The organism is Neorhizobium galegae bv. orientalis str. HAMBI 540 (genome assembly GCF_000731315.1).
GTDB lineage: Bacteria > Pseudomonadota > Alphaproteobacteria > Rhizobiales > Rhizobiaceae > Neorhizobium > Neorhizobium galegae.
The window spans coordinates 1,347,058-1,368,669 of record NZ_HG938354.1; the positions used below are offsets into that span (position 1 = coordinate 1,347,058).

Annotated in this window: 23 protein-coding genes and 8 pseudogenes; 18 read left to right on the plus strand and 13 right to left on the minus strand. The window is 58.1% G+C overall.

Annotated features, from left to right (window positions below; genetic code table 11):
- The first annotated feature begins 971 nt into the window (after window positions 1-971).
- Window positions 972-1,886: a membrane protein gene (locus RG540_RS28960; RefSeq protein ID WP_041365670.1), complete on the plus strand. Its 915-nt coding sequence runs from the start codon at window positions 972-974 to the stop codon at window positions 1,884-1,886.
- 55 nt (window positions 1,887-1,941) lie between these two features.
- Here the strand turns inward: RG540_RS28960 and RG540_RS33695 are convergent.
- The 3 genes and pseudogenes from RG540_RS33695 to RG540_RS28965 form a co-directional block, all read right to left on the minus strand.
- Window positions 1,942-2,031: pseudogene (locus RG540_RS33695) on the minus strand (SAM-dependent methyltransferase); the annotation flags it as partial.
- Between the two features lie 145 nt (window positions 2,032-2,176).
- Entirely contained in the window at window positions 2,177-2,350 is a 174-nt protein-coding gene (locus tag RG540_RS32675; RefSeq protein WP_155414749.1) for a hypothetical protein, read from the minus strand.
- Window positions 2,347-2,547 carry a hypothetical protein gene (locus RG540_RS28965; RefSeq protein WP_155414748.1) on the minus strand — a complete coding sequence of 67 codons (201 nt, stop codon included), beginning with the start codon at window positions 2,545-2,547 and terminating at the stop codon, window positions 2,347-2,349. The genes RG540_RS32675 and RG540_RS28965 overlap by 4 nt, the downstream gene beginning before the upstream one ends.
- 437 nt (window positions 2,548-2,984) lie before the next feature.
- Between RG540_RS28965 and RG540_RS33510 the strand changes: the two genes are divergently transcribed.
- On the plus strand, window positions 2,985-3,116 hold the full coding sequence (locus RG540_RS33510) for a hypothetical protein (protein ID WP_255761374.1): 132 nt from the start codon (window positions 2,985-2,987) through the stop codon (window positions 3,114-3,116).
- A gap of 840 nt (window positions 3,117-3,956) precedes the next feature.
- Here the strand turns inward: RG540_RS33510 and RG540_RS32135 are convergent.
- Window positions 3,957-4,214, minus strand: a complete 258-nt coding sequence (locus RG540_RS32135; protein WP_046601106.1) for a hypothetical protein — start codon at window positions 4,212-4,214, stop codon at window positions 3,957-3,959.
- A 696-nt stretch (window positions 4,215-4,910) separates the two neighbouring features.
- Here RG540_RS32135 and RG540_RS28975 point away from each other — a divergent pair.
- The 4 genes and pseudogenes from RG540_RS28975 (at window position 4,911) to RG540_RS28990 (ending at window position 7,895) form a co-directional block, all read left to right on the plus strand.
- Entirely contained in the window at window positions 4,911-5,999 is a 1,089-nt protein-coding gene (locus RG540_RS28975) for an alpha/beta hydrolase (protein WP_080725129.1), read from the plus strand.
- A 58-nt stretch (window positions 6,000-6,057) separates the two neighbouring features.
- On the plus strand, window positions 6,058-6,516 hold the full coding sequence (locus tag RG540_RS28980; protein ID WP_155414747.1) for a hypothetical protein: 459 nt from the start codon (window positions 6,058-6,060) through the stop codon (window positions 6,514-6,516).
- Between the two features lie 475 nt (window positions 6,517-6,991).
- A pseudogene (locus RG540_RS33700) lies at window positions 6,992-7,217 on the plus strand (ISKra4-like element ISMet1 family transposase); the annotation flags it as partial.
- A gap of 474 nt (window positions 7,218-7,691) precedes the next feature.
- Window positions 7,692-7,895 (plus strand): cold-shock protein, encoded by a 204-nt coding sequence (locus tag RG540_RS28990; RefSeq protein ID WP_041365680.1) that lies wholly within the window; start codon window positions 7,692-7,694, stop codon window positions 7,893-7,895.
- 77 nt (window positions 7,896-7,972) lie between these two features.
- Here the strand turns inward: RG540_RS28990 and RG540_RS28995 are convergent, their stop codons facing one another.
- From RG540_RS28995 to RG540_RS29020, 7 genes are all read right to left on the minus strand, one after another.
- Window positions 7,973-8,350, minus strand: coding sequence for a response regulator (locus RG540_RS28995; RefSeq protein ID WP_041366557.1), 378 nt, complete (start codon window positions 8,348-8,350; stop codon window positions 7,973-7,975).
- A 178-nt stretch (window positions 8,351-8,528) separates the two neighbouring features.
- Complete coding sequence (locus RG540_RS29000) at window positions 8,529-8,786, minus strand: hypothetical protein (RefSeq protein ID WP_046601103.1); 258 nt, start codon at window positions 8,784-8,786, stop codon at window positions 8,529-8,531.
- Between the two features lie 172 nt (window positions 8,787-8,958).
- Window positions 8,959-9,963, minus strand: coding sequence for a sensor histidine kinase (locus tag RG540_RS29005; RefSeq protein WP_041365682.1), 1,005 nt, complete (start codon window positions 9,961-9,963; stop codon window positions 8,959-8,961).
- Between the two features lie 57 nt (window positions 9,964-10,020).
- Window positions 10,021-10,245 carry a hypothetical protein gene (locus RG540_RS29010; RefSeq protein WP_041365684.1) on the minus strand — a complete coding sequence of 75 codons (225 nt, stop codon included), beginning with the start codon at window positions 10,243-10,245 and terminating at the stop codon, window positions 10,021-10,023.
- A 120-nt stretch (window positions 10,246-10,365) separates the two neighbouring features.
- Window positions 10,366-10,575: a cold-shock protein gene (locus RG540_RS29015; RefSeq protein ID WP_041365687.1), complete on the minus strand. Its 210-nt coding sequence runs from the start codon at window positions 10,573-10,575 to the stop codon at window positions 10,366-10,368.
- A gap of 284 nt (window positions 10,576-10,859) precedes the next feature.
- Window positions 10,860-10,991 (minus strand): hypothetical protein, encoded by a 132-nt coding sequence (locus RG540_RS33515; RefSeq protein ID WP_255761375.1) that lies wholly within the window; start codon window positions 10,989-10,991, stop codon window positions 10,860-10,862.
- Window positions 10,992-11,571: 580 nt separating this feature from the next.
- A complete protein-coding gene (locus RG540_RS29020; protein ID WP_041365689.1) occupies window positions 11,572-12,180 on the minus strand; it encodes a TetR/AcrR family transcriptional regulator in 609 nt (202 codons plus the stop codon).
- 566 nt (window positions 12,181-12,746) lie between these two features.
- Here RG540_RS29020 and RG540_RS33705 point away from each other — a divergent pair.
- The 11 genes and pseudogenes from RG540_RS33705 to RG540_RS33375 all read left to right on the plus strand — a co-directional run.
- Window positions 12,747-12,968: a hypothetical protein gene (locus RG540_RS33705; RefSeq protein WP_407668988.1), complete on the plus strand. Its 222-nt coding sequence runs from the start codon at window positions 12,747-12,749 to the stop codon at window positions 12,966-12,968.
- A complete protein-coding gene (locus tag RG540_RS32780; RefSeq protein ID WP_155414744.1) occupies window positions 12,895-13,206 on the plus strand; it encodes a hypothetical protein in 312 nt (103 codons plus the stop codon). The genes RG540_RS33705 and RG540_RS32780 overlap by 74 nt, the downstream gene beginning before the upstream one ends.
- A gap of 411 nt (window positions 13,207-13,617) precedes the next feature.
- Window positions 13,618-13,836: a hypothetical protein gene (locus RG540_RS32140; protein ID WP_080725130.1), complete on the plus strand. Its 219-nt coding sequence runs from the start codon at window positions 13,618-13,620 to the stop codon at window positions 13,834-13,836.
- Window positions 13,837-13,980: 144 nt separating this feature from the next.
- Window positions 13,981-14,479, plus strand: a pseudogene (locus RG540_RS29035) (carboxylesterase family protein); the annotation flags it as partial.
- Between the two features lie 84 nt (window positions 14,480-14,563).
- A pseudogene (locus tag RG540_RS32145) lies at window positions 14,564-15,219 on the plus strand (IS3 family transposase); the annotation flags it as partial.
- A gap of 79 nt (window positions 15,220-15,298) precedes the next feature.
- A complete protein-coding gene (locus tag RG540_RS29045) occupies window positions 15,299-16,333 on the plus strand; it encodes an IS110 family RNA-guided transposase (protein WP_041365349.1) in 1,035 nt (344 codons plus the stop codon).
- Window positions 16,334-16,718: 385 nt separating this feature from the next.
- A pseudogene (locus RG540_RS29050) lies at window positions 16,719-17,204 on the plus strand (IS3 family transposase); the annotation flags it as partial.
- Window positions 17,205-17,266: 62 nt separating this feature from the next.
- A pseudogene (locus RG540_RS33370) lies at window positions 17,267-17,503 on the plus strand (phospholipase); the annotation flags it as partial.
- 120 nt (window positions 17,504-17,623) lie between these two features.
- Entirely contained in the window at window positions 17,624-17,944 is a 321-nt protein-coding gene (locus RG540_RS29055) for a hypothetical protein (RefSeq protein WP_041365697.1), read from the plus strand.
- 297 nt (window positions 17,945-18,241) lie between these two features.
- On the plus strand, window positions 18,242-19,102 hold the full coding sequence (bla, locus tag RG540_RS29060; protein WP_041365699.1) for a subclass B3 metallo-beta-lactamase: 861 nt from the start codon (window positions 18,242-18,244) through the stop codon (window positions 19,100-19,102).
- Between the two features lie 103 nt (window positions 19,103-19,205).
- Window positions 19,206-19,483, plus strand: a pseudogene (locus tag RG540_RS33375) (AraC family transcriptional regulator); the annotation flags it as partial.
- On the opposite strand, the gene RG540_RS29065 reads toward RG540_RS33375, so the two are convergent.
- The gene (locus RG540_RS29065; protein WP_041365701.1) at window positions 19,483-20,097 is read right to left on the minus strand and encodes a TetR/AcrR family transcriptional regulator; all 615 of its coding nucleotides are present in this window, start codon (window positions 20,095-20,097) and stop codon (window positions 19,483-19,485) included. The pseudogene RG540_RS33375 and the gene RG540_RS29065 overlap by 1 nt on opposite strands.
- Window positions 20,098-20,213: 116 nt before the next feature.
- Between RG540_RS29065 and gstA the strand changes: the two genes are divergently transcribed.
- Window positions 20,214-20,897: a glutathione transferase GstA gene (gstA, locus tag RG540_RS29070; RefSeq protein WP_041365703.1), complete on the plus strand. Its 684-nt coding sequence runs from the start codon at window positions 20,214-20,216 to the stop codon at window positions 20,895-20,897.
- Between the two features lie 48 nt (window positions 20,898-20,945).
- Here gstA and nadE read toward each other — a convergent pair.
- Window positions 20,946-21,606: pseudogene (nadE, locus tag RG540_RS29075) on the minus strand (ammonia-dependent NAD(+) synthetase); the annotation flags it as partial.
- Between the last annotated feature and the right edge of the window lie 6 nt (window positions 21,607-21,612).

The following is a 21,612-nucleotide window of genomic DNA, read 5'->3' on the forward strand; positions in this document are numbered from 1 at the left end:
CCGAAGAAAGAGAAGGCGGCTACACGTCCGAAACCGCCCGGCTAGTTGCTGGTTAGATACCTAAAGCTCGACCTGCGCCATAATGTTCATGGCCTGCAAGTTCGCGTCCAAGGATGAAACTAAAGACCGGTTCAGGCTGCCCTTCGTCCGCTCGCTGCAAAATCGGCGGAGCGACTGCGATTGCCTCTGCATAGCCAGCAAGCGCTTGTGACCGCAGGCCGAGTGCCTGTTCAAAGGCATCGTCCGGCCCGATGTATCAGTTCTCGGAACAACGCCGCCGCTGGCGAGCGAAGTGTTCCGTTCAGGAGCGAGAATGGAATTGCTTATGACGTTATTCCCCAGATCAACGGGGAGAGGTGAAGGTAACGGACCGAGCCTTCGTCTCTTGGAGCCCGAAAGCGCGCGCCGGACGTGCCTATGCGGCACACATGGTGGCTGACCGGATGGTGTCGCCGGATTTTTCAAAGTCCGACCGATACCCTCGGAGAAACCGGCGGAGATCCGTGGAAGCCTTGCCGATCGAATCGGATGGGCGCCCCGGGCCATACGAACACCGTCCGGAAAGGCCACGGCAGAGGGACCGAAGTCTCGGGCATAAACCGCCGAACGGGGCGCTGAGAGGTGTCACTTATTACTTACTTTACGAGGCAGCTTTCAGCGCCCGTCCGAACATGATCCCGACCACGGCGAGAGATCGCGCGTGAACGACGAGGCTTGCCTTTTCAAAACCTCTCTCCCTACCCGACCGAGCGCAGATGACGACCCAACCAACCCCTGGACGTGAAAACCGGCAAATATCCGAACTACAGGAACCAATGGTCAGCAAGCGTGTTGAAGAGGCGCAATCAAGATCAACAAACCGTTATCTTTCAGGAGGTTCACCATGGGACGCGGCATTCTGCTCTGGCTTCTCGGCATTCCGCTGCCGATCGTCATCCTTCTCGTTCTCTTCATGCGTTGAGGAGGCGAGCATGCCAATTTCATCCACAGGCTCCGCCATCGCAACTCCGGTGGAGTCGTCAAAATCCGCGATCGCATGGGGACCGATCATCGGCGGTGCGGTCGCCGCCATCGGCATCAGCCTCATCCTCATCCTTTTCGGTTCCGGCCTTGGCCTCACCATGATCTCTCCCTGGTCGGGTGAAAGCAGTTCGGCCGCCACCGTCGGCATCAGCGCGGCGATCTGGCTGGTGGTGGTGCAATGGCTGTCGGCAGCGCTCGGCGGATATCTGACCGGCCGGCTGCGCACCAAATGGGCCGCCGTGCACACCGACGAGGTGTTCTTCCGCGATACAGCCCACGGCTTCGTCTCCTGGGCCGTCGCGACCGTCTTCGTGGCGGGCTTCCTGGCTTCGTCGCTCGGCTCGCTGGCAAGCACCGGAGCGCAGGCCGTCGGATCGGCGGCAGCGACCGCAGGCGTCGCCGGCACAACAGCGGCCGCGTCGTCGGGCGGCTCATCCGGCGGCACAGACATGGCGACGTCCTACTTCACCGATGCGCTGCTGCGTCCGCAGCAGGCCCAGGCCCGCGCCCAGAACGACAATGCGGCGGCAACCACGGAAGTGTCGCGCATTCTTCTCAACGGTGCTGTCCAGGGCGGCGTGCCGGAAGACGACAAGGCCTATCTGGCAACGATCGTCGCGGCCCGCACCGGTCTTTCGCCGCAGGATGCCCGCGCTCGCGTCGATGCGGTCCTGAAGCGGATCGAGGATGCCAAGGTCGCGGCCCAGAAGGCCACGGACGAGGCCCGCAAGGCGGCAGCCACGACGGCCCTGGTCGGCTCGCTGTCGCTGCTTGTCGGCGCCTTCATTTCGTCGGCGGCAGCCGCACTCGGCGGCCGTCAGCGGGATGAGGAAGAAGACCTGCTGGTTGCGACACGTTACTGACCACCGCGATCATGATGGAGCGGCCATGCGAGAGCTTGGCCGCTCTTTTTCACGTCTATGGCTTGACGGCGCGGATGTGCAGGAAGATCGGCGCGACGCGGCTGTCGGCGACGACCGGCTCGGCCCGCGCCACCTGTTCGTCAGCCTGGATCATCTGGGAACGAAGGTCGTCATCGATGCGCCCAGAGCACCGCAGCTGAGACAATCACGACACAAATGATGAAAAGCAATGCATATGAACCCATAATTGATACTCCCAAGAGAGTACAACTCATGGGCGGTGAAAAAGTTTAGCCGTGGTCGAATTTGTTAAGGCCTGGAGGCTTCGAACCGGCCATCCAGATGTAGATGCGCTCCGGTGTCTCGTCTCGCAGATACGGGCAGGCACGCCTGTCTTGTTTGAGGATGGCTGCGGTCTTGCCCTCCTCGAATATTTTCTTCCGCTGTTCGTTGGTCAGGGTCATTGGTTGCTCGCCGGTTTGTCTTCCTCGGTGAAGCGTTCCAGAGTCTTCAACGATGATCGATAAGTGAGGAGACGTTGCAGCTCGTCGGAATTGGGGCCTTCAGTAATATTATTCATGTTCACCATCTCTGGATGGCGACGCTCGATATAGGCGATCAACAGTCTGTAGATCAGAATCTGTTCTTGAATGAGGTCCAATGCTGCAGCCAATCTGTACAAGACGGGAAATATAGCCTGGCGCCCGTTTGAGCGCATTGCGACAGATCAAAGTTCAGCCGGAGCTAATTCAGTTTCTTCCCGGAAATGTGTAGCGGTGAGGTTGGAACCCGGAATACGCCCGGGGGATGATCCGGGTCAGCATGCCACTCTGCATCGGGTGAACATCTGGGGCACGGCATGCCGGCGGCGCCACAGCCGCAGCAGCGCTTCCCACTCCAAGCCCTTGTTGGATGAGCTTCACATACCCAGCCGGTATCCTGACATGATTTGCATTGTCGCATTCACGCGCCTCCGTTCGCACCGGGAACATGGAGTCGCCTGCCTCATGGTCAACGGGATCGAAACCAGAACAAACGGCCAAAAATCAGACTGACGCAGTGAAAAGGGCAGCGGGAATAATTACAGGGATTGATGACATGCAGCTTCCGAGAAAAGCAGCCAAGCTCGAATGGAACTTGAACACGACCATCAACCTGATGACGTTGATCGGCATTCTGACGGGCGGAATCTATATCTGGACAAACACGACCGTGATATCGAAGACTTGAAGAAATGGCGGGTATCGAGGATTGTCGCAAGGAGAGGTTTGCCGAGACGAGAGCACTTGAAGCCAGCTTCAACGAGCGCCTTCGCGCCGAGGAGGTCCGCGGGAATGACGTTGGCCGAAAGATCGACCATCTCACCTGTCGCGTGACGGTCGCTGAGGAGATGCGAGCTCCTGTCCCTACAGCGCAGTTTCTGACCCAGAGCCTTTCCTCGCGTGGGTGGAAGGTTTCGAGTTCTGTTCTGTTCGGTGAACCGACGCGGAGCGCATCGATGTGGCGACTTTAACTTTCTCGCCTCAATACTCCCTTTGATCGAATTGATCACTGCGGCGCCATTGGCTTAAATTTCGGGAATAGGTCGGGCATAGAAGAGCCCGACTGCGAAAGCCCGCGCTTCCGGGGTATTGACGCGGGCTTTTCACCTCCCGCAGCGTCTGATGGGAAACTCCGGCATCCCTCATTCGGAACGTTCGTCGTCGGTCGCAGTTAACGACGCTCAGGCTCTATAAGCGGGCATGGTCTCAAGGCAAGGCTATCAACATGATGTTGAATTCACCGGGACATTTTGACACAGACTTGCTGTCTGCCTTTGTGTCGAAGATGATAATCCACGGCACTCTGCACTGAAGTCGGTAGGAAATTGGAAGGTAGAGGGGGATAGCCAGTTCCTCGACCTGCTCGGGCTTTCCCCCTTCGAGACCGACTTGTCACTGGAACTGGACATTAGTGATTTCAGCATTCTTGACGATCATGCTTCCAAAGCTCGGGTCGCTGTCGGCCTGACAGTAAAATGGCCACCGGCGGTGAGCCGACGGCCTGACAACTTGCTTAAAGGGACGGAGCTTATTTACTCGGAGCGCCCGTGCTTGGTGCCGGGGTTGCTGTCGCAGGCGCAGCGGCGGCCGGCGCTGCCCCGGTGGCCGGCGCTGATGTTGCCGCCGGTACATTGATGTTTACGTCGGTGCCGCCACCATTGATGTCGATAACGCCGGAAAACATCAGCAGCGCTCCGACAGCCAGCACAGCAATAATAACAGCCACAGCCCATGCGGCGCTGCTGCTCCTGCCAGTGTTGATCACTGTAGGTCCACGATCAGTCATTTCATTCTCCGCGCCGGTACTGCCAATGTAGCGCAGGGATGCGGCGCATGTTCCAATCCACCTACCCTTGCGCGCCCCCCTGTGGAGGCGCACAACCTCTAGATCGAGCGGTGACTATGTATTAGACGGGCCCTCCCCGTGTGGTCGCAGGTGGTGGTGGCGCACCCCAGCCGTCTAGTCATCGGAGCCGAAGACCTGCCTGCGATTCTTCGCCGCTTCCTAGGCGATTTCCTTCGCTCCGAGCAAAGCCTAAGATTGTTGAGGAAACGCGAGGGTTCAGGACAAAGCCAGCTGATAGAGTGGCAAAATTGCCGGCCGGCTCGATGATCGGGCCGATGCCGGGGCCGACATTTGAGAGCGCGGTGACGACGGCGGAGGTTGAAGTTAGAACATCGCAGCCCATCCCAGCCAGCGCCGCGCTCCCGGCCACCCATAGGGTCAAGTAACTAATGAAGAAGATTAACACCGCGCACGTCCGCATCGACCGCGACGCCCGTATATCTCACGACTTGAATACTGCTCGGATAAACAAGTTTTGAAGTGTCGGCCTTATCGTTCTAAATATGAGGACGAATCGGCATGCCTTCATGCCGCCCGCAGTCGAGCCCGAACATCCCCTTACAACAGTCGCGAAGAACACCAAAATGACCGCGAAGGGTGACCGAGACCTGAGCCCCTGAACTTCCTCGCAACGTTATGTCCTCTTTCACGGAGCCGCACCATGCACCTAAACTCTCTCGACCATTCCGCTGGTTCATTTTGAGGCTCTCGTTCAAGCGCCTTTCCTTGGGCTTGGTTGCGCTGGCAGGTCTGCCGATCGCGGCGGGCAGTACCTACGAGGCGCTGTCGCGGTATTGGGTTAAGGAAAAATACCCGCCGCCAGGCAGACTGGTGGACATCGGAGGACGCAAGCTTCATCTCGATTGCCGTGGACAGGGAGAGCCGACAGTCATTTTTGAGGCGGGCCTGGACAGCTATGGGACGCTGTCGTGGGCAAGGGTGCACGACACCGTTGCGGGCGTCACCCGCGCTTGTGCCTATGATCGCGCCGGGATTATGTGGAGCGAGCCAAAGTCCACGCCGCAGCATGCCGATGCTGTGGCAGACGATCTCCATGCGGCCCTGGCTGCAGCCGGAGAAAAGGGGCCTTTCATTCTGGTCGGCCATTCGATCGGTGGCCCTTACAGCATGGCCTACACGCGAAAATTTGGCGATCAAGTTGCGGGCCTGGTGTTCGTCGATGCCTCGCATCCGGAGCAGGTCGCTCGATTTGCCGAAGCGGTGAACCCGCCAAAGGATTTCACCAGCGACGCCTTGAAGGTCGCGTCGAGCCTTACGTGGACCGGGATTATCCGCGTCATGGCGGCGGCTGACGGAGAGCCCGATGTTCCGGCACACGTTACCGAACAGTCCAGGGCCTTTGCCGGTACATCCCTGGCGGCCGTGATGTCCGAAAACAGGAATGTCGACCGGACACTGGCGGAGGCGGGCAGCCTCCGCACGCTGGGTGACCGTCCCCTGGTCGTGCTCACGGCAATGGCACCGCTGATCGAAGCTTCGTTAAAAACGGAGAACATGTCCCGCGAGAAGGACATGCGTCGCCGTGAAGTCTGGACAAAGCTGCATGAAGACGAGGCCTCCTGGTCGACGCGCAGCCGGCACCAGCTTCTGCCGGATTCCGGACACTATATCCAGTTCACTCGGCCCGGCGTGGTGATTGCCGCCGTCCTCGAGGTTGTGAACAACGTGCGGCTGGAAAATATCGGCGTGGGCGAGATGCGTTGACGGCAAAGCGCCCTGTCGGCGTCGCTGTTCTTTTATATAAATGACGGATTAGAACGACATGTCTCTTAAATTTCTTCCGCTTGTTGCACTGCTAGCATCCTGGCCCCACGCAGCGGTCGCCGCTGACGATTTTCCAAAGCGCCGGTCAGGTTTGTGGGTGTTCAACTCTCCGGATAATCGCTTGGTAAAGGGGAATTTGTGCGTCGATGACACCCATACGAACTTCATCGAGACAGATATCTGGTCGAATTTCGCGCAGGAGTGTGTGACATTCAATAGCGTCGGCAATCTCAGACCCCGGGAAATCAAAGCACACTGCCATTCCTCAATGACCGGAAAGGTAAAGCTTTCCGTCACCTATGACGGAGATTTCGAATCCAGCTACCACTTTGTTTCGGTCAGTTCGTTTGAGGGGGCTGACGGAAAAGCTGACCAGCTCATTTCGACAGTCGAGGCAGTGTTTCAGGGTCAATGCCCCGGCAACATGAAACCAGGCACGCGAACGCTCGGCCGCTAAGGCTGGCTTGACAATGCTCCACAGGATGTCGCTTCTCCTCGCAATCCCCGCTGGATGATGTGCAGCGATTGCTATCCAGGCATGGTGGGTGCGTTCGCGCCGCTGAAGGAAATCTGCCCCGATCGGGCGACGTCTGAGCTGATGGAACTGACGGCACAGCTGGCGAGCGTTATATCCCACAGGCAGGCAGCGAATGTACTCGCCAAGTTTCTTCCTGTTGAGCCAACCGAGACGCGCGCGACCGCGCGCAAGCGTACCATCAGGCGAGCGGATCGACAACCAGGTTCAGGCGAGCGGATCGACAACCAGGTTGCAAATGAAGAGTGGCTCGCGACAAGGAAGATGGAGGAGCGGCATCAACTCGAAATGCCGCTTCCTGGTGATCAACGCAAAGAGTTCGTCATCAGCATCGACACCGCCATGTTCGTAGCGCCGAACCCAATTCAGCGCGAAGCTTCGAGCTTGTTGTTCGCAGCTCCTGACCTATATTCAGATCGAACCGCGGTGCGATCGTCAACTATGGACAATGCTACCGAGCCGGGCTTCGTGTCGCCACAACCCTCGCTGAGTCAGCGGTGAACTCGTTGGTCGGCAAGCGGATGCTCAAGAAGCAACAGATGCGCTGGACGCTCAACGGTGCTCACATCCTCATGCAGGTTCGGGCGGCCGAGATCAATAGTGAACTTCCACCACCGCCGTGATCTGGCGCTGCCGCACGTTGAGGTACTGGTGGGGCGCCTTCAAAATCCATTGATCGATAAACTCGCCGCCTCATCAGGAAACACCCGAGGCTGCCGCACCGGAGGCCGAAGCTCCGGCGGATGAGATGGACTTCGTCGGCGATGACATCTGATCTCGACGTACGCCTACGCAGTCGTGAGCGAGCCGTGCGTGATTGGTTTGATGTGGCTTGGTCAGCGCAGACATGCACTACTGCGACTACTAGGGAGAAGAGGTCGTCGTTCGCCTTATCGGCGGTAGGGCGATCTCTATCCACGTCAACGGAAGCTGCGCTAGGCCCTACCCTCCACGAAAAGACATTCAGGGAAGCTCGGTTTTGTCTCGGCTTGCTGGGGTTGCGGTTTATAAGCTGACTTCCGGGCCGCTGGGTTGCCGACGACACCTTACCGCTCTACGTTGCGACCGCAAGATTGCAAATACGGGAATAGGATATCATGGCGACCGGTACGGTAAAGTTTTTCAACGACGACAAGGGTTTCGGTTTCATCACGCCCGAGAACGGTGGACAGGACGTTTTCGTTCACGTCTCCGCGCTTGAGCGCGGAGGGTCGCTCCGGGAGGGCGACAAGGTCAGCTTCGAACTCGGGCAGGATCGCAAAACCGGGAAATCGAAAGCCGAAAGCGTTTCGGTTCTCTGAGGAGAGAACCCGCATCTCGGTTATTTGCTGCCCCGCCTCGGGGTGGAGCCCCTGCGGATTCAACATGTTGGCCTGAGTTAGCTCGCCAGCGAGGTCTCGATGGGTACCACCTCGGCTAGCGCCTCGACTACCTCCGAGATAAGATAAGGTTTCGGAAGAAACTTGCTGGATGACGGTAGCACACGGTCGCCGCCGAGGTGGCGGCCGGACGTGACGACTATCGCGATTCGGCGTCCTTGCTTCGCAACAAGGTCGACAAGATCAAACCCGTTAAGTGGTCCAGGCATATCGACGTCGGTCACGAGCGCGTCGATATCATGGGTGCCGAAAACGACGACCGCTTCCAAGACATTGGACGCCTCTAGCACGTGGAAGCCCTCGTCCTCTAGCGCTTCCATCAGCAACATTCGGATCAGCGGCTCGTCGTCGACGACAAGGACGGTACGCGAATACATGTTCGTCTCCTCAGTGGCTGCAGCGACAACTCGCAACTCCCGTCTCCCGTTGATCCCCGTCCAACAGTCTTTGCTAACAAACTTAATAAAATGCGAATGATCGCTTTGACGGGCGGCATCCCTGCCCATACCGTCGAGGCCCAGAGGTGGCCGCCCCGGACACCTCGCCAGCTAGATCCTATTGGGATGCGGAAGTGTAACCTTCCTGGCCGTCATCGCCCGTGTCGTCTCCCACTCCCAAGACCTGAAGAAGCGCCTCTCGTTCCGGGCCGAACGGTTTTGTGTTGAGGAAGTCGGCTACTAACGTTTCGGTCTCGTGCCCACCTGAAGGCAGGTTGGCACGGTGAAGGACGGCGAGTTCACCGTCGCCCTCGCGCTTACCGAGAAACCAGCGGTCGCCGTTGGAGCTCGTTGCGAACTGTTGAAGATCACGCATGGGCTATCCTTTCCGACAGGCCCTGTTCATCCTGATGAAACGACGGACGAGTTCGGAGGTTTCAATTAGTTCCTTGACGCGGCAAGCGTTCAGCCGTTACGAAGCACGCGATCTCGAATTCCGCAAACATGTGCAACCAATGGCTACCCGCTGGCCGTGAACTGCCTATTCGCTAGACCGCGAGCTTGTTACCGTCGATCTTTAGCGTGACGAGGACACCGCTTTTGGACCAGTTATGGCTGATCGTTCCGCCAAGGTGTCCCGTCATCGTGCGTGACAGGAGCTCGCTCCCGTACCCGCCGGCTCCTTGAGGGGGCGAGACCTGGGGGCCACCCTGCTCCGTCCAGACCACCTCCACGTCGTCGCCAATCATACTGCCGGACACGTCAAGCGTTCCTTCCGGGATCGAAAGAGCTCCATATTTCAGGGAGTTCGTCGCCAGTTCGTGGATGACGAGCGCGAGGCCGGTCGCCGCCGCCTCACCGACGCCCATGCGCGGAACCGCGACCCTGATACGCCCTGCGAACGCGCCTTCGTCTTCATACGGCGCAAGCAGTACCGTGAACAGGTCACCCAGCAAGGCCGCTTCGCCTTGGTCACCGGGCAATGGGCGGACGAGGTCGTGGGCGCGCCCGAGGGCCGTCAGGCGTTGCGTCAGTTGTTTGGCCATATCCTCGATCGAACTCGAGGACCGCGACGTGATCTGAGTCAGTCCGGAAGCGACGGCCAGCAGGTTCTTGACCCGATGGCTCATTTCCCCTGCCAGCAACTCATGCCCCTCTTCGGCCTGTTTCCGGCCCGTGACGTCAAGAAAAATTCCTGTCATGTTCCGGTTCCTGATGCCCGCGTCACTGCCTTGACCACGGGCGGAAATCCACCTGACATCCTGGCCGACCAAAATCCGGAAGTCGATTTCGTAGGCTCCGACGACAGCACGCGTTGCGGAGAACGCGGCCCTCACCCGGTCACGGTCGGCGGGATGGATCTTCGCAGACAGGTCTTCAAAGGAGAGTCGACCCTCCCGCGACACGTCCCACAAGCGATAACCCTGGGTGTCCATGACGAACACGTCCGTGTCGACGTTCCAGGACCACATTGCCACTCCGGCTGCATCCAATGCATGGCGGAGTTGCGTTGGTCCCCAGTCCAGATGGGTCTCGGTATCGTGCGCCGTCATGAAAACTCCCTGAGCATTGTCCCTTGTCAGGGAAGAGGACCGCCACCTTAGAGTGGATCAGGGCTTTTTAAGGCGCCTGCTGATAAGGGCCTCGGCGGCGGCGGCGATACCCTGTGCCTCTTTGGCAAGGCGCGCCTCGCGTAGCCGCAATGTCTTTGCTTCTCGGGCCTGGACGATCGCGTCGAGTTCCTCGACCGCATGAGCGCGTGCGAAAAACTCCGTCCGGGTGTGCTCGAACGCAATCTCAGCCTGCTGCCGCGATTTTGAATGTGCCTGTGTCATGGGTGGTCCAAAGTAGGTCGCGAGAACGGAAAAAGGCCAGGCTGTTCACCTGGCCTCGCAGATATCTTGCTTTCGACAGTGCCAGTACATCCGTGGTCAAGGGAAAGCAGGAACCTAAAATCAAGCCGCCTGAAGATTGCAGGCCGACATCTTGCCCGACTTCACGTCGCGCTCGAGTTCGTAGCCTACCTTCTGGCCTTCGACGATTTCGCGCATTCCGGCGCGTTCGACGGCCGAGATGTGAACGAACGCGTCAGCGCCGCCATTGTCGGGCTGAATGAAGCCGAAGCCCTTGGTGGAGTTAAACCATTTTACTGTGCCTGTGGTCATGATGAACCCTTTCAAAGCAAGAATAAGCGACCGCAAGGCCGGAGCCCTGCGGATGGTGATAGCGATTGATTTTGAAAGGGAAGTTCGTCAGGCGCGGTGCTAATCGCGCGGAAACCAAAGTTCAGCAAGCAAAAGATCGATAAACCACAAATAGCGGGATTTTACTGAGGAGTCAACTTTTAGTTTTGATCAGTTGAATAGTTTGATGGGCGCGGTACCTACGCCGCATGGAAAAAACACAGATAGAAGACATCAACAGCCAGATCCTCAAGCTCCGGACGGCTTTACCGATCTGAGGTGTCGAGGCCAACGATCTCGTCGAGCTCGCTCGCGATGCGGAACGTGCGGCTGCGAAGGTTGACGAAAGAACGATGCAGCGAATGCGCGGCCTCATAGAAACGACGACCGGCTGGCACAACACACTCCTCTATTGGGAGGAGCAAGCCGCAGCGCCAGCTTTAAGCGCCGACTTCAGGGTATTGCGGGGATCGCTGGACGCAATGCGAAAAGAAGTGGCCGACGCCGCGGCCTCGTTCGATATGTAGTTGACGGATTTCCAGACCTCGGTCATGTTAAGTACGCTTTAAATGGCCGGAGAGCTGCGTCTGGCCATCGCCTTGACCAAGACGGTTCCGAAGACCGGCGTTGAATTCGCGGTGGATCGCGACGTGCCATTTTCTGTCCACGTCACCAAAAACCGTCGACTCATCTTTGCTCTCCCAGACGAGACTGCGGTCTAACCTTTCACAGGAACGCGCCAGCCAAGGCGTGAGGGAAGACGGCCGCGAGTCAGATGGACTGTGTTTCGGCTTGGCATTGACCCTACCGTAGGCGCCGAATGTTGCCCCCCACCACACCGAACAAAAGGCACATTGAACAGCATGTTAAGCCAGCCAGACCAGGGTCGTTCTTCCCCGCCGAAAGGGGTCAAACTTCAACGTTTAATCACATGCCGTTTGCCTCTGGGTCAGACCAGGCCATCATTGGACGAAAACGCTACCTCGATGAAAAAGCCGCGATGGTCGCCTCGCACGACTCCTTGAACCGTCGGCTCGACCCTTCAGGCCCACTTGTCTGGACGCTGACGCGAGCCCCTTCAAGCAGAAGGGATAACGTGTCCGCCAGCAGCTCTGGGTTCGACGAACCTGCTGCCTCGCACACCGCCGCGAGTCGGTTGCGCTGGGAATTCTTGAATTCCTGAACAACCGCGTGGGCTGGATGGTCGCTGTCACGCAGCTCGACCGCAGCGTTCGCGAGATCGCAACCGCCGGGTTCCTGTTCCAGACGGTCCACCTGGAATTCGACCCATCGCTTCAACTGCGCGGCAGCATCGCCTGAGAACTCTCTCTCCAACTCGTCCCAGATGGCCCCCGCCCGTTGCGTCACCTGGCGCAGAGTTGCGCAAAGAAGCTCGTCTTTTGAACCGAATTTTCGGTAGAGCGTCATCTTGTTCGTCTGGGCGGCCTCCGCAATGGCGTCGACGCCAATCCCTCGAATCCCGAATTTTCGAAAAAGGTCCGCCGCTGAAGACACGATGCGCTCACGGGGAGGAATGGCCGCCGGTGCAGAAGGATCGGCGGCTTTATCTGGAAATTTGGTTGACATGGGTGTGACCGGTCGGTAACGCTTATCTGTTACTTACCGGTAACACCCCACGGTAGCTCAGTCAAGGATCGCGAGAGGATTGGAAATGGCACGGCATGACGATCTGACGCTCAACGAAATCCTCTCTGACCCAATGATCCTATTATTGGCTCACGCGGACGGATGGTCGAAGGCTGAGTTTCGAGACGAGATGATCTGGGCCTCTCAAGTGCTGAAGCGTGGGCCCCGCGACCTCAATGCCACGGTAGCCCGAGCTTCGCCGCGAAACGGCCGTCCTCTTGAGGCAGGGTGCTGCGCCATTTAGCTCCTTTTTCGCGCGGCTCTGAACTCATGCCGGATTTGCCAACGTTGAGATGGACGTTGTGCCTGGAGTTCCGGCAGCCGAGAAATAATCGCTATGTCATGTGAACCTGAATTCACAGTCAAGGTATGACTAAGGGGTCCTTATGACAGTTCAGCAACTCGATCTTAAGACGATGCTCACTGAGATCGGTCGGGCTGGGCCCTCGATCAGTGGCAGCACTGCTGCGCTGGTTGCGGCCCAGCTCGGCACCGCCATGGTACGGATGGCTCTGGCGGTTTCGCATAAGCATGGCAGCGACACTGATCTGCTGATCGAGGGTCTCGACTCCATCCTCTCCGAAATCAAAAACGCGACGGAGAAAGATCGGGCTGCCTCATCTGCCCTGATAGATGTATACCGTCAGGACTCCAATGAAGAAGCTAGAAGGTCAGCGCTGGTCGATGCAACACGCGAACCGCTTGCCGCCCGCTCATTGGCTTGTTGAACTCCTGGAGCTGCTGGCTGACGCCCCCGATAGGATCACCGAGGCCGTGGCGAGCGACTTCTACGGCGGCGTCGAGCTGATCGGCGCAGCGTTCAAAGCTGTCATGTTGGCTGTGGCAAGCAATTTGCTGGGTGATGACGCTGAGCAACTACGGGCTCGAACATCTTACAACCGGCCCAACCTTTTCGCCCGGTTTGAACTGGCAAGGAAAAGCTTGCGGCCAGATGGAGAAACGTGAAGTCTCAGCGTGACCCTGTGCATTCTTTGCGCCCCCCAAGAAGGGTATCGTAGGGGAACTCCCTGTGGAAGTCACCGTTTCAACAACGACAGAAACACAGGAGATCAGCATGCCTGACAACAATGATAGAACGGGGGTAACTGCCTCCGCGAACCCAGTCGATGAAAGTTTGCCAACGAACACCGGACCATCTCGCGGCGGCAATAGCAATCCGAGCCAGGAACTTCAGGAATTACGAGCGGAGCTGCGGGCTTTGCGAAGCGCGCTTCGACGCCCTCCACTGGTGTTATCGCCCAGTGCCGCCAGCACAGCACGCACCGTACGCGAAGAGGTCGAATACCAAATTCGGCTACAGCCTATCGCGTCGGTCGCATTGGCGGCGATTGTTGGTTTCGTATACGGGGTCGCACGATGAGTAGAACATCAACCGACGCTGCCCGCCTTGCCGAAGAGTACGTTCGTCTTGGGGGGAAACGTAAAGCCAAGCTCGATGACAACATCGTCAGCACGAGATTATGGGATGACGAACCGCAAGAAGCTGCCGATTTTTGGCGCAGCGAGATAGAAACACTTTCCGAAAGCAAGCGACGAGAGGTCGAGACGAACCTCCCGAACATAAACCCCGGGTAACGACGTGCCCCGGTTGTCGGCAGCATTATCGACCTCCCACTTGGCCTTTCCGGTCAGGTTGTCGGAGTCCGGGAAGGCAGGCGAAGTGTTCAGGTGCAGGGCCGCTTGCGGCCATTGATTAACATTTACGGAGGAGTTGAACGGATGACGCGAAGGATTTTGTCTGCAGCATTGGTCGCCGCGTTGGGGATGTGCACGCCTGGTGCCCGCACATGCTGATCAAATTGCGACGACATCGGCAGCTACCGTGAAGAACGACCTCAAGTATCTGATGTACACGCCGAATGGCTATGAGACGTCCAACGACTCCTACCCGCTCGTCGTATGGCTTCATGGAGGTGACCAGGGTGGAGGCGATATCGAGAAGGTCAAATCGAGCGGCATGCCGAAATTGATCGAAGAGGGCAAGCAGTTCCCGTTCCTAGTCTTCTCGCCTCAAAACCCGAGCGAGGAACTGCTCTATCCCATCGAGAAGGTAGAAGCGGCACTTGAGGAGGTCATCTCAAAATACCGGGTTGACCACTCCCGTATCTACATCGTCGGCTACAGTCGGGGCGGCTTTGGAGCTTGGGCCATGGCAGAACAGTTCCCGCAAAAATTTGCCGCCGTAGTTCCGATTTCAGGTGGTGGCAATCGTCACTACAGAGGTGGCTCGGGAAATCTGCACAGCTAGGATAAGTGGAATTTCTGCCTGACTTCGGCTTAGATGCCGAGAACAGGAGATACCATGACGAGACGACCGCGCCGGAACCACAGCCCGGCTTTCAAGGCAAAGGTGGCGCTTGCTGCGATCAGAGGCGAGCAGACGCTGGTGGAATTGTCCCAGCAGTTCGATGTGCATGCCAACCAAATCAAACAGTGGAAAGACCAGCTCCTTGAGGGGGCGACGGGCGTTTTCGGCGACGAAGCGAAGACGGAACCGGCGGGGCCGACCGTCGATGTGAAAACGCTGCACGCCAAAATCGGCGAACTGACGCTGGAGAACGATTTTTTATCCGGAGCGCTCGGCAAGGCGGGATTGCTGGGCGGAAAGAAATGATCGACCGCTCACACAAACTTTCGGTCGCGCGTCAGGCGAAGCTTCTCGGCTTCAGCCGAGGCAGCGTCTACTATTCTCCACGGTCAGTTTCGGACGTCGACCTGGCTTTGATGCGCCGGATCGATGAACTGCATCTCGACTACCCTTTTGCCGGAAGTCGGATGTTGCAATGGCTTTTGAGAGGAGAAGGGTTGAATGTCGGGCGGCTTCACGTCGCCACGCTGATGAAGAAGATGGGCATCGAGGCGATCTATCGCCGCCCGAACACCTCCAAACCAGCGCCTGGGCACAAAATCTATCCCTACCTGCTGCGAAAGCTGGCGGTTACGAGGCCCAACCAGGTCTGTTGGGGTGGACGGCTCCCAACGGCATCGCGATGTGCCAGAATGAGTTCGTTGAAAGCTCAATCGAGGGAGACCGTCCGTGGAACAGATTATCCGAATTGGTATAGATACGTCAAAGAGTGTTTTCCAGCTGCATGGCGTGAACGCAGCCGAGCAACCAATCCTTCGCAAGAAGCTTTCGCGCAAAGAGATGGTGAAATTCTTTGAGAAAGCGCCGCCGACTATCATCGCACTCGAGGCCTGTGGTGGATCTCATCATTGGGCAAGGATGTTAAGTTCGTTTGGTCATGAGGTGAAGCTGATCGCGCCTCAATTGGCGAAGCCCTATGTGAAGCGCGGCAAGAACGACGCTGCGGATGCGGAAGCCTTGTGCGAGGCGATGAGCCGACCCACCATGCGCTTCGTGCCGGTCAAGGCTGCGGAGCAGCAGGCGGCATTGATGCTGGTCGGCATGCGAGAGAGACTCATTCGCAATCGGACGCAGCTCGCCAATGCGATTCGCGGTTTTGCCATGGAGTTTGGGATCGTCGCGGCCACCGGCATGTGCCGCATCGAGCCTTTGTTGGAGCGCATAGCGGCTGATCAATCGCTACCTGAACTGGCCCGCGCGCTTTTTTCCATGCACGGCGTTGAGTATCGAGATTTGCTTACGGAAACGAAAGCAGTCGAGGAAAAGCTTACCGCGTTACATCGCTCCGATGAATGCAGCATGCGGCTGGCCGAAATACCAGGCGTCGGACCGGTTGGCGCATCGCTGTTGATGATGAAGACGCCCGATCCCAAGATGTTTAAGTCGGGTCGCGATTTTGCCGCCTGGATAGGTCTTACACCCAGGGACCATTCAACCGCAGGCAAGGTCAGGCTCGGGGTGATCACCCGAGCTGGCGACGAAATGCTGAGGAGCATATTGGTGGTTGGCGCAACTGCCCTTCTTCAATATGTCAGAGCAGGTCGAAGCAGACATACTTCCCGGTGGCTGATCGAGCTTTTGCAAAGGAAGAAGCCGAAGCTGGTTGCGGTGGCGCTCGCCAATAAGATCGCCCGCATCGCCTGGAAGCTCATGGTGAGCGGCGAAAGGTACAGGCGAGCAGAAGGTCAGACACAGGCAGTATAGGAGATTGGCCATCTCGGTGAGCATGATATGAGTGCTACCGTGTTGAGCTGATGCTGTGAACTTGCAAGAGAAAAGCAGATGGTGTGATCGATCGATCCAAGACGCGTGAAACTCCGCATTGCCCAATGGCCGTCAAGGGTCGCAGGTCTGTTAGGAACACGAGTTGCGGAAACCATCTTGGCCAGTGGTCATGTGCGACCACACAAAAAGGCCGCACATATGGAAGCAAGCGATCCGATCAAAATATTTGTAAAAACACTTGCAAGTGGGAGCCGTCCACATATGGCCAGTGGTCATGTGCGACCACACAAAAAGGCCGCACATATGGAAGCAAGCGATCCGATCAAAATATTTGTAAAAACACTTGCAAGTGGGAGCCGTCCACATATGGGCTATGGACCTGACATATGTTCCGATGGCGCGCGGCTTCGTCTATCTCTGCGCCGTCGTGGACTGGTTCAGCCGGAGGGTTTTGTCGTGGCGGCTGTCGATTACGATGGAGGCGGACTTTTGTGTCGAAGCGGTCGAGGAGGCGCTGGCTCGCTATGGAAAGCCGGAAATCTTCAATACGGATCAGGGATCGCAGTTCACCTCCATCGACTTCACGGCGGTGCTGAAGAAAGCGGAGATTGCTATCTCGATGGACGGCAAGGGCGCGTGGCGGGACAATGTCTTCGTCGAACGGCTTTGGCGGTCGATCAAATACGAGGAAGTCTACCTCCACGCCTACAAGACCGTGTCCGAGGCCCGCGCGGGGATCGGTCGGTATCTGAACTTTTACAATACCCGACGTCCACATTCATCCCTTGACCGGCAAACGCCGGATCAGGCTTACTTCAACGCGCTGGCACCGATGATGGTGGCGGCATAATCAAGGCGGAAACCCACTTAGAAAAACGCCCGAAACTGTTCAGACAAACCGAGCCACCTCTCTACCTCAGCAGGACCAATGAGAAGGCTGCCTTCTGGGTCTTCCACGGGACAGAAGACGACATCATCCCCCTCTCAGATTCCGTCATCATGTACGAACGCCTCAAGGCTCTGAAACGTGATGCTCGACTTAGCGTCCTGGAAGGCGTGGACCATTCGAATATCGAAAGGGCAGCTCTAAACGATCCAGAACTATGGGACTGGTTGTTGAAGCAACGTCTTGATGTTGCCCCCAAGTAGCCGTTTCACGGTCCGCCGGAGTAATCGTGACACAGAAGCGCCAGAGGCAGACAACGCGGTTTGCGAACTTTTCACCATCGTCTCCTAGTTTTACAAAACAACGAGTGAGCGGGGACGCCTGTGGATTGGATTGACGTCAAACCCTTGGGGTTGCTTCTGGCTGCGATTGCTTTGTTGAATTTCCCCCTCGCCTTGTTCCAGTTTTGGCGGGCCACCTTCCGATTTGACCGGATGATAACTGCTCTCAAAGTGCTGGCGGCACTTATTTTCATTTGGATATTGCTGACTTTGATCCACCGCCTTCTCGATGAGTCGGCTTACGAGGGATGGCTTTTAACTGCCGCGATTTTCAACAATCTGGCGCTTGCGGTCGCTGTTCCCTCGTGGGCAGGCGCACCGCTTGGACAGGCACTCGCGTGGTTTGTTTGGCGGCTGACCTGATGTGGTGGACGCCTCTCCCGATGTGACTTCGACAGCCACACTTTGGCACATTGCGATGCCGGGAGCGGAGGCCGTCCACCACATCAGGTCACGCGAAGCGCCTATGGGCCGAGCTAGACCGCGGGGCCATGGCGAAGAATTCGGGCGGCCGTGGTTGCGATAAAAACCTAGCAAGAAGCGCCTCCATCTACCCAATCTGACGGCAGGCCTAAAAAATCTAATGGCTCGCGCGAGATATTGTCGTTTGAGGCTGACGGTTCAAGTTCTTAGGTTGCTGTCGAATAGGAGACATATTTCGTGAAACAAATCATCTTTATGAGCATCGCCCTTTCTATCTCGTCGGCTCCAATATCGTCGGAGGTTTTCGCGCAGCAGCCAGCCGCCTGGAGCGAACCGGCATCGCCTTTCAGGATCACCGACAACATATATTATGTCGGAACCAAAGGGCTCGCCTCCTATCTCATCATCTCGGGAAGAGAAGCCATCCTTCTGGACGCTACGCTCGATGAAAATGTTGCGTCGATCGAGCGCAACATCCAATCACTAGAATTCGGCCTCCGGGACATAAAGATCATCATTAACAGTCACGCCCATTTCGATCATGCGGCTGGGATCGGCCGCCTGAAGAAAAGCACCGGCGCAGAAGTGGCAGCGATGGCGGGTGACAAATCAGCACTAGAGAATGGTCGACAGGAAGGGGATACCGACTACGGTGGCGCCGTTTTCCCGGCAGTCAAGGTAGATCGAATTTTGAACGATGGCGACAAAGTAACGCTTGGGGATGTTACGTTGACGGCATCCCTCACGGCCGGACACACCAAGGGATGCACGACATGGTCGATGACCTCGCCAGATCGGGGCTCTGTTCGCCGGGTGGTCTTTCCCTGCAGTATATCTGTCGCCGGCAACATTCTCGTAGACAACAAGAGCTACCCCACCATTGTCGAGGATTTTCGTCGAAGCTTCGGCCGGCTGGCCTCCATGAAGGCCGATGTCGTTCTGCCGGCCCATCCAGAAGTTGTTGGTCTTTTCAAGCGTAAGGAAAAGCTTGATGCCGGCGACAACCAGGCCTTTGTCGACAGTGGATTGTTGATCAAGATCGTAGATCAATCGCGCGTAGCGTTCGACCGAGCCTTGGCATCAGCGCGAGCGAAGTGACGGAATGGTAAAAGGGGAAGTCTTCGTTCAGTCTTTCATCCTCATGTCCTCTGCATTTGTCGCCGCGGCGCGGACTTCTCGTTTTCGTGAGGGCGCCGCGCCAATGACCCTATCGAACCTCGCAAAATGTCGCGTTCCGAGCGGGATATGGATGGTACCTCCTCAATGTGGTGTCTGGGTCGCACGGGTTATGCCGCATAGCAATGTAGCGACCGCCAACGTCCGCTTGTTCTTCCTCTTCGTCAAGCCGGGGCCGCCGATCTTCCGGATCGATGCGGCCGCTCTCTCTCGCCGCTGGTGAGAGAACTTATCATTGAGATGGCTGAACAGTCCGCAGTCGTGATGGCCGATGCTGAACTCTTCGCAACACTGCTTCTAAATTAGGGCGCGCTCCCGCAGATCAGCTCGACGCCTGACCGGGCGATCGCTTCCAGCGTCTCGCGGCTGTCGCCGGCGCGGGCGCGGACGGCGAGCGAATGCATGACGGCGGAGGCGAGCCTGGCGAGCATCTGCGGATCGGCGCTTTGAGGAAGCTCGCCCCTTTCGACGCCGAGGCGCATACGCTTTTCGATCTCGTCGTCGAAATCGTTGAGGCTGCGGCCGAGCACCTCGCGGACCCGCTCATGCTGGACCGCCTCGGCCGATGCCGTGCCGATCAGGAGACAGCCGCGGGCAGCCGTTTCACCGTGCAGATAGATCGCCAGCGCACCGGCATAGACACGGGCGATATTATCGCGAAGCGACAGTGACGGGTCGAGCGCTTCGGCGAGCGTATTCATGCCGTCCTGCCGATAACCTTCCAGCGTATCGAGATAGAGATCCTCCTTGTCGCCGAAGGCGCCGTAGAGGCTCGGACGGTTGAGGTTGGTCGCAGCACTCAGATTGTCGAGCGAGGCGGCGGCAAACCCTCTGTCCCAGAAGACATCCCGCGCCTTGCCGAGCGCCGCCTTGGCGTCGAAGGCCCTCGGACGGCCACGCTTTTTCTCGTCTTTCATATCTGTACCGTTTCGCATTAAATTCTTGACGAGAGTTATTTTATGCGAAACAGTACAGATGTTCAAACGCTATCAACGGGCGGCATCGACCGCCTCCACAAGGAGAGGAAACCGCAATGAAACTTTATATGCACGCCGCGGCCTGCTCGCTTTCGCCGCACATCATCTGCCGGGAGCTGGGGCTCGAAATCGAGCTGGTCCAGGTCGACCGGCAAACCCACAGGACGAGCAACGGCGAGGATTACCTCGCAATCAACGGCAACGGCTATGTGCCGGCGCTGATGCTCGACGATGGCAAGGTGCTGACCGAGGGGCCGGCGATCGTGCAGTTCCTCGCCGACAGCGTGCCCGAAGGGGCAGCCCTATTGCCTGAGGTCGGCAACATCCGCCGCAACGAGGTGCAATCCTATCTCAACTTCATCACCGCCGAGTTGCACAAGCCGATGGTGCTGCTCTTCAATCCGATTTATTCCAGCGTTCATGGAGAGGTCCGCGCGCTGATATCGAAGCGGCTGACATGGCTGAACGACCGTCTTGCCGGACGCTATATCACCGGCGATACGTTCACGGTGGCGGATGCCTATCTCTTCGTCTGCCTGAACTGGTCGCCCTGGACAGACATCGATCTCAAGCAATGGCCGGCGCTGCACGGCTTCATGGCCCGGGTGGCAGCACGGCCGAAGGTGCGCGAGGCGCTGCAGGCCGAAGAGCTCGAAGCCTTCGATGCCGACGGCGTCTATTTCGCGCCGCATGCCTATCTCGCTTCATCAGGACGGACGGGCGAGCCGGTCAGGCCGTAAACCGGGTCGCGCCCGCACGAATCCCGCGCTCGGGTGATCGACGATTTCCTCACCGACCGGCTTGCCTTCGAGGAAATCGTCGATCTCGTCATAGCTGACGCCGTAGGCCTCCTCGTCGGGGCGCAACGGCCGCTGGTCCTCGAGATCGGCTGTGGGCACCTTGAACACCAGCTCGTCCGGGCGCTGACCCGCTTTGCCAGCAGGCGGACACGGCGCTTGTTGAGGCCGGCCTGTGGCACGATATCGGCTGCGCCATCGCCGATTTTCGTGAAGAAACCCATTACCGCCTCGGCCGCCTGATCGGTGTCGATGACGAGGCTGCCAAGCGCCCCGGTAAGGGCGAACTGGACAATGATCCGCTGACGCGCCTCGATATTGACGAGGATGAAATCCCGGCGGCCGGCATCGGCAAAGGCGAGGCCGCCGTCCTGTGCGGCGGCAAGCATCGCATCTGCCGGCGCCTTGCTGTTGACGACCATTGCATGGCCGGCGCCGCTCGTTCCCAGCGCCTTCACCGCATTGGCCTCATCCGCCTGGACGCCAAAAGGAAAGCGCACGGCCATGAATTTGGCCGCATGGCCGCTTTCCTGCAGCTCGCGCACTGCCCTGCTGAGCCAGCAGCGCCGCCGTCAGCGGATCGACACCGCCGGCTGATGCCGACGACGTAGCCGCGCATGCCCGAGGCGGCGAGATAATCCTTGAGGGATGCGGCCAA

Coding starts and splice junctions, on each gene's coding strand:
- RG540_RS28960 (WP_041365670.1), top strand. CDS start 972: ATGCCAATTTCATCCACAGGCTCCGCCATCGCAACTCCGGTGGAGTCG.
- RG540_RS32675 (WP_155414749.1), bottom strand. CDS start 2,350: ATGACCCTGACCAACGAACAGCGGAAGAAAATATTCGAGGAGGGCAAG.
- RG540_RS33510 (WP_255761374.1), top strand. CDS start 2,985: ATGCAGCTTCCGAGAAAAGCAGCCAAGCTCGAATGGAACTTGAACACG.
- RG540_RS32135 (WP_046601106.1), bottom strand. CDS start 4,214: ATGACTGATCGTGGACCTACAGTGATCAACACTGGCAGGAGCAGCAGC.
- RG540_RS28975 (WP_080725129.1), top strand. CDS start 4,911: ATGTCCTCTTTCACGGAGCCGCACCATGCACCTAAACTCTCTCGACCA.
- RG540_RS28980 (WP_155414747.1), top strand. CDS start 6,058: ATGTCTCTTAAATTTCTTCCGCTTGTTGCACTGCTAGCATCCTGGCCC.
- RG540_RS28990 (WP_041365680.1), top strand. CDS start 7,692: ATGGCGACCGGTACGGTAAAGTTTTTCAACGACGACAAGGGTTTCGGT.
- RG540_RS28995 (WP_041366557.1), bottom strand. CDS start 8,350: ATGTATTCGCGTACCGTCCTTGTCGTCGACGACGAGCCGCTGATCCGA.
- RG540_RS29000 (WP_046601103.1), bottom strand. CDS start 8,786: ATGCGTGATCTTCAACAGTTCGCAACGAGCTCCAACGGCGACCGCTGG.
- RG540_RS29005 (WP_041365682.1), bottom strand. CDS start 9,963: ATGACGGCGCACGATACCGAGACCCATCTGGACTGGGGACCAACGCAA.
- RG540_RS29010 (WP_041365684.1), bottom strand. CDS start 10,245: ATGACACAGGCACATTCAAAATCGCGGCAGCAGGCTGAGATTGCGTTC.
- RG540_RS29015 (WP_041365687.1), bottom strand. CDS start 10,575: ATGACCACAGGCACAGTAAAATGGTTTAACTCCACCAAGGGCTTCGGC.
- RG540_RS29020 (WP_041365689.1), bottom strand. CDS start 12,180: ATGTCAACCAAATTTCCAGATAAAGCCGCCGATCCTTCTGCACCGGCG.
- RG540_RS33705 (WP_407668988.1), top strand. CDS start 12,747: ATGGCTCTGGCGGTTTCGCATAAGCATGGCAGCGACACTGATCTGCTG.
- RG540_RS32780 (WP_155414744.1), top strand. CDS start 12,895: ATGAAGAAGCTAGAAGGTCAGCGCTGGTCGATGCAACACGCGAACCGC.
- RG540_RS32140 (WP_080725130.1), top strand. CDS start 13,618: ATGAGTAGAACATCAACCGACGCTGCCCGCCTTGCCGAAGAGTACGTT.
- RG540_RS29065 (WP_041365701.1), bottom strand. CDS start 20,097: ATGAAAGACGAGAAAAAGCGTGGCCGTCCGAGGGCCTTCGACGCCAAG.
- gstA (WP_041365703.1), top strand. CDS start 20,214: ATGAAACTTTATATGCACGCCGCGGCCTGCTCGCTTTCGCCGCACATC.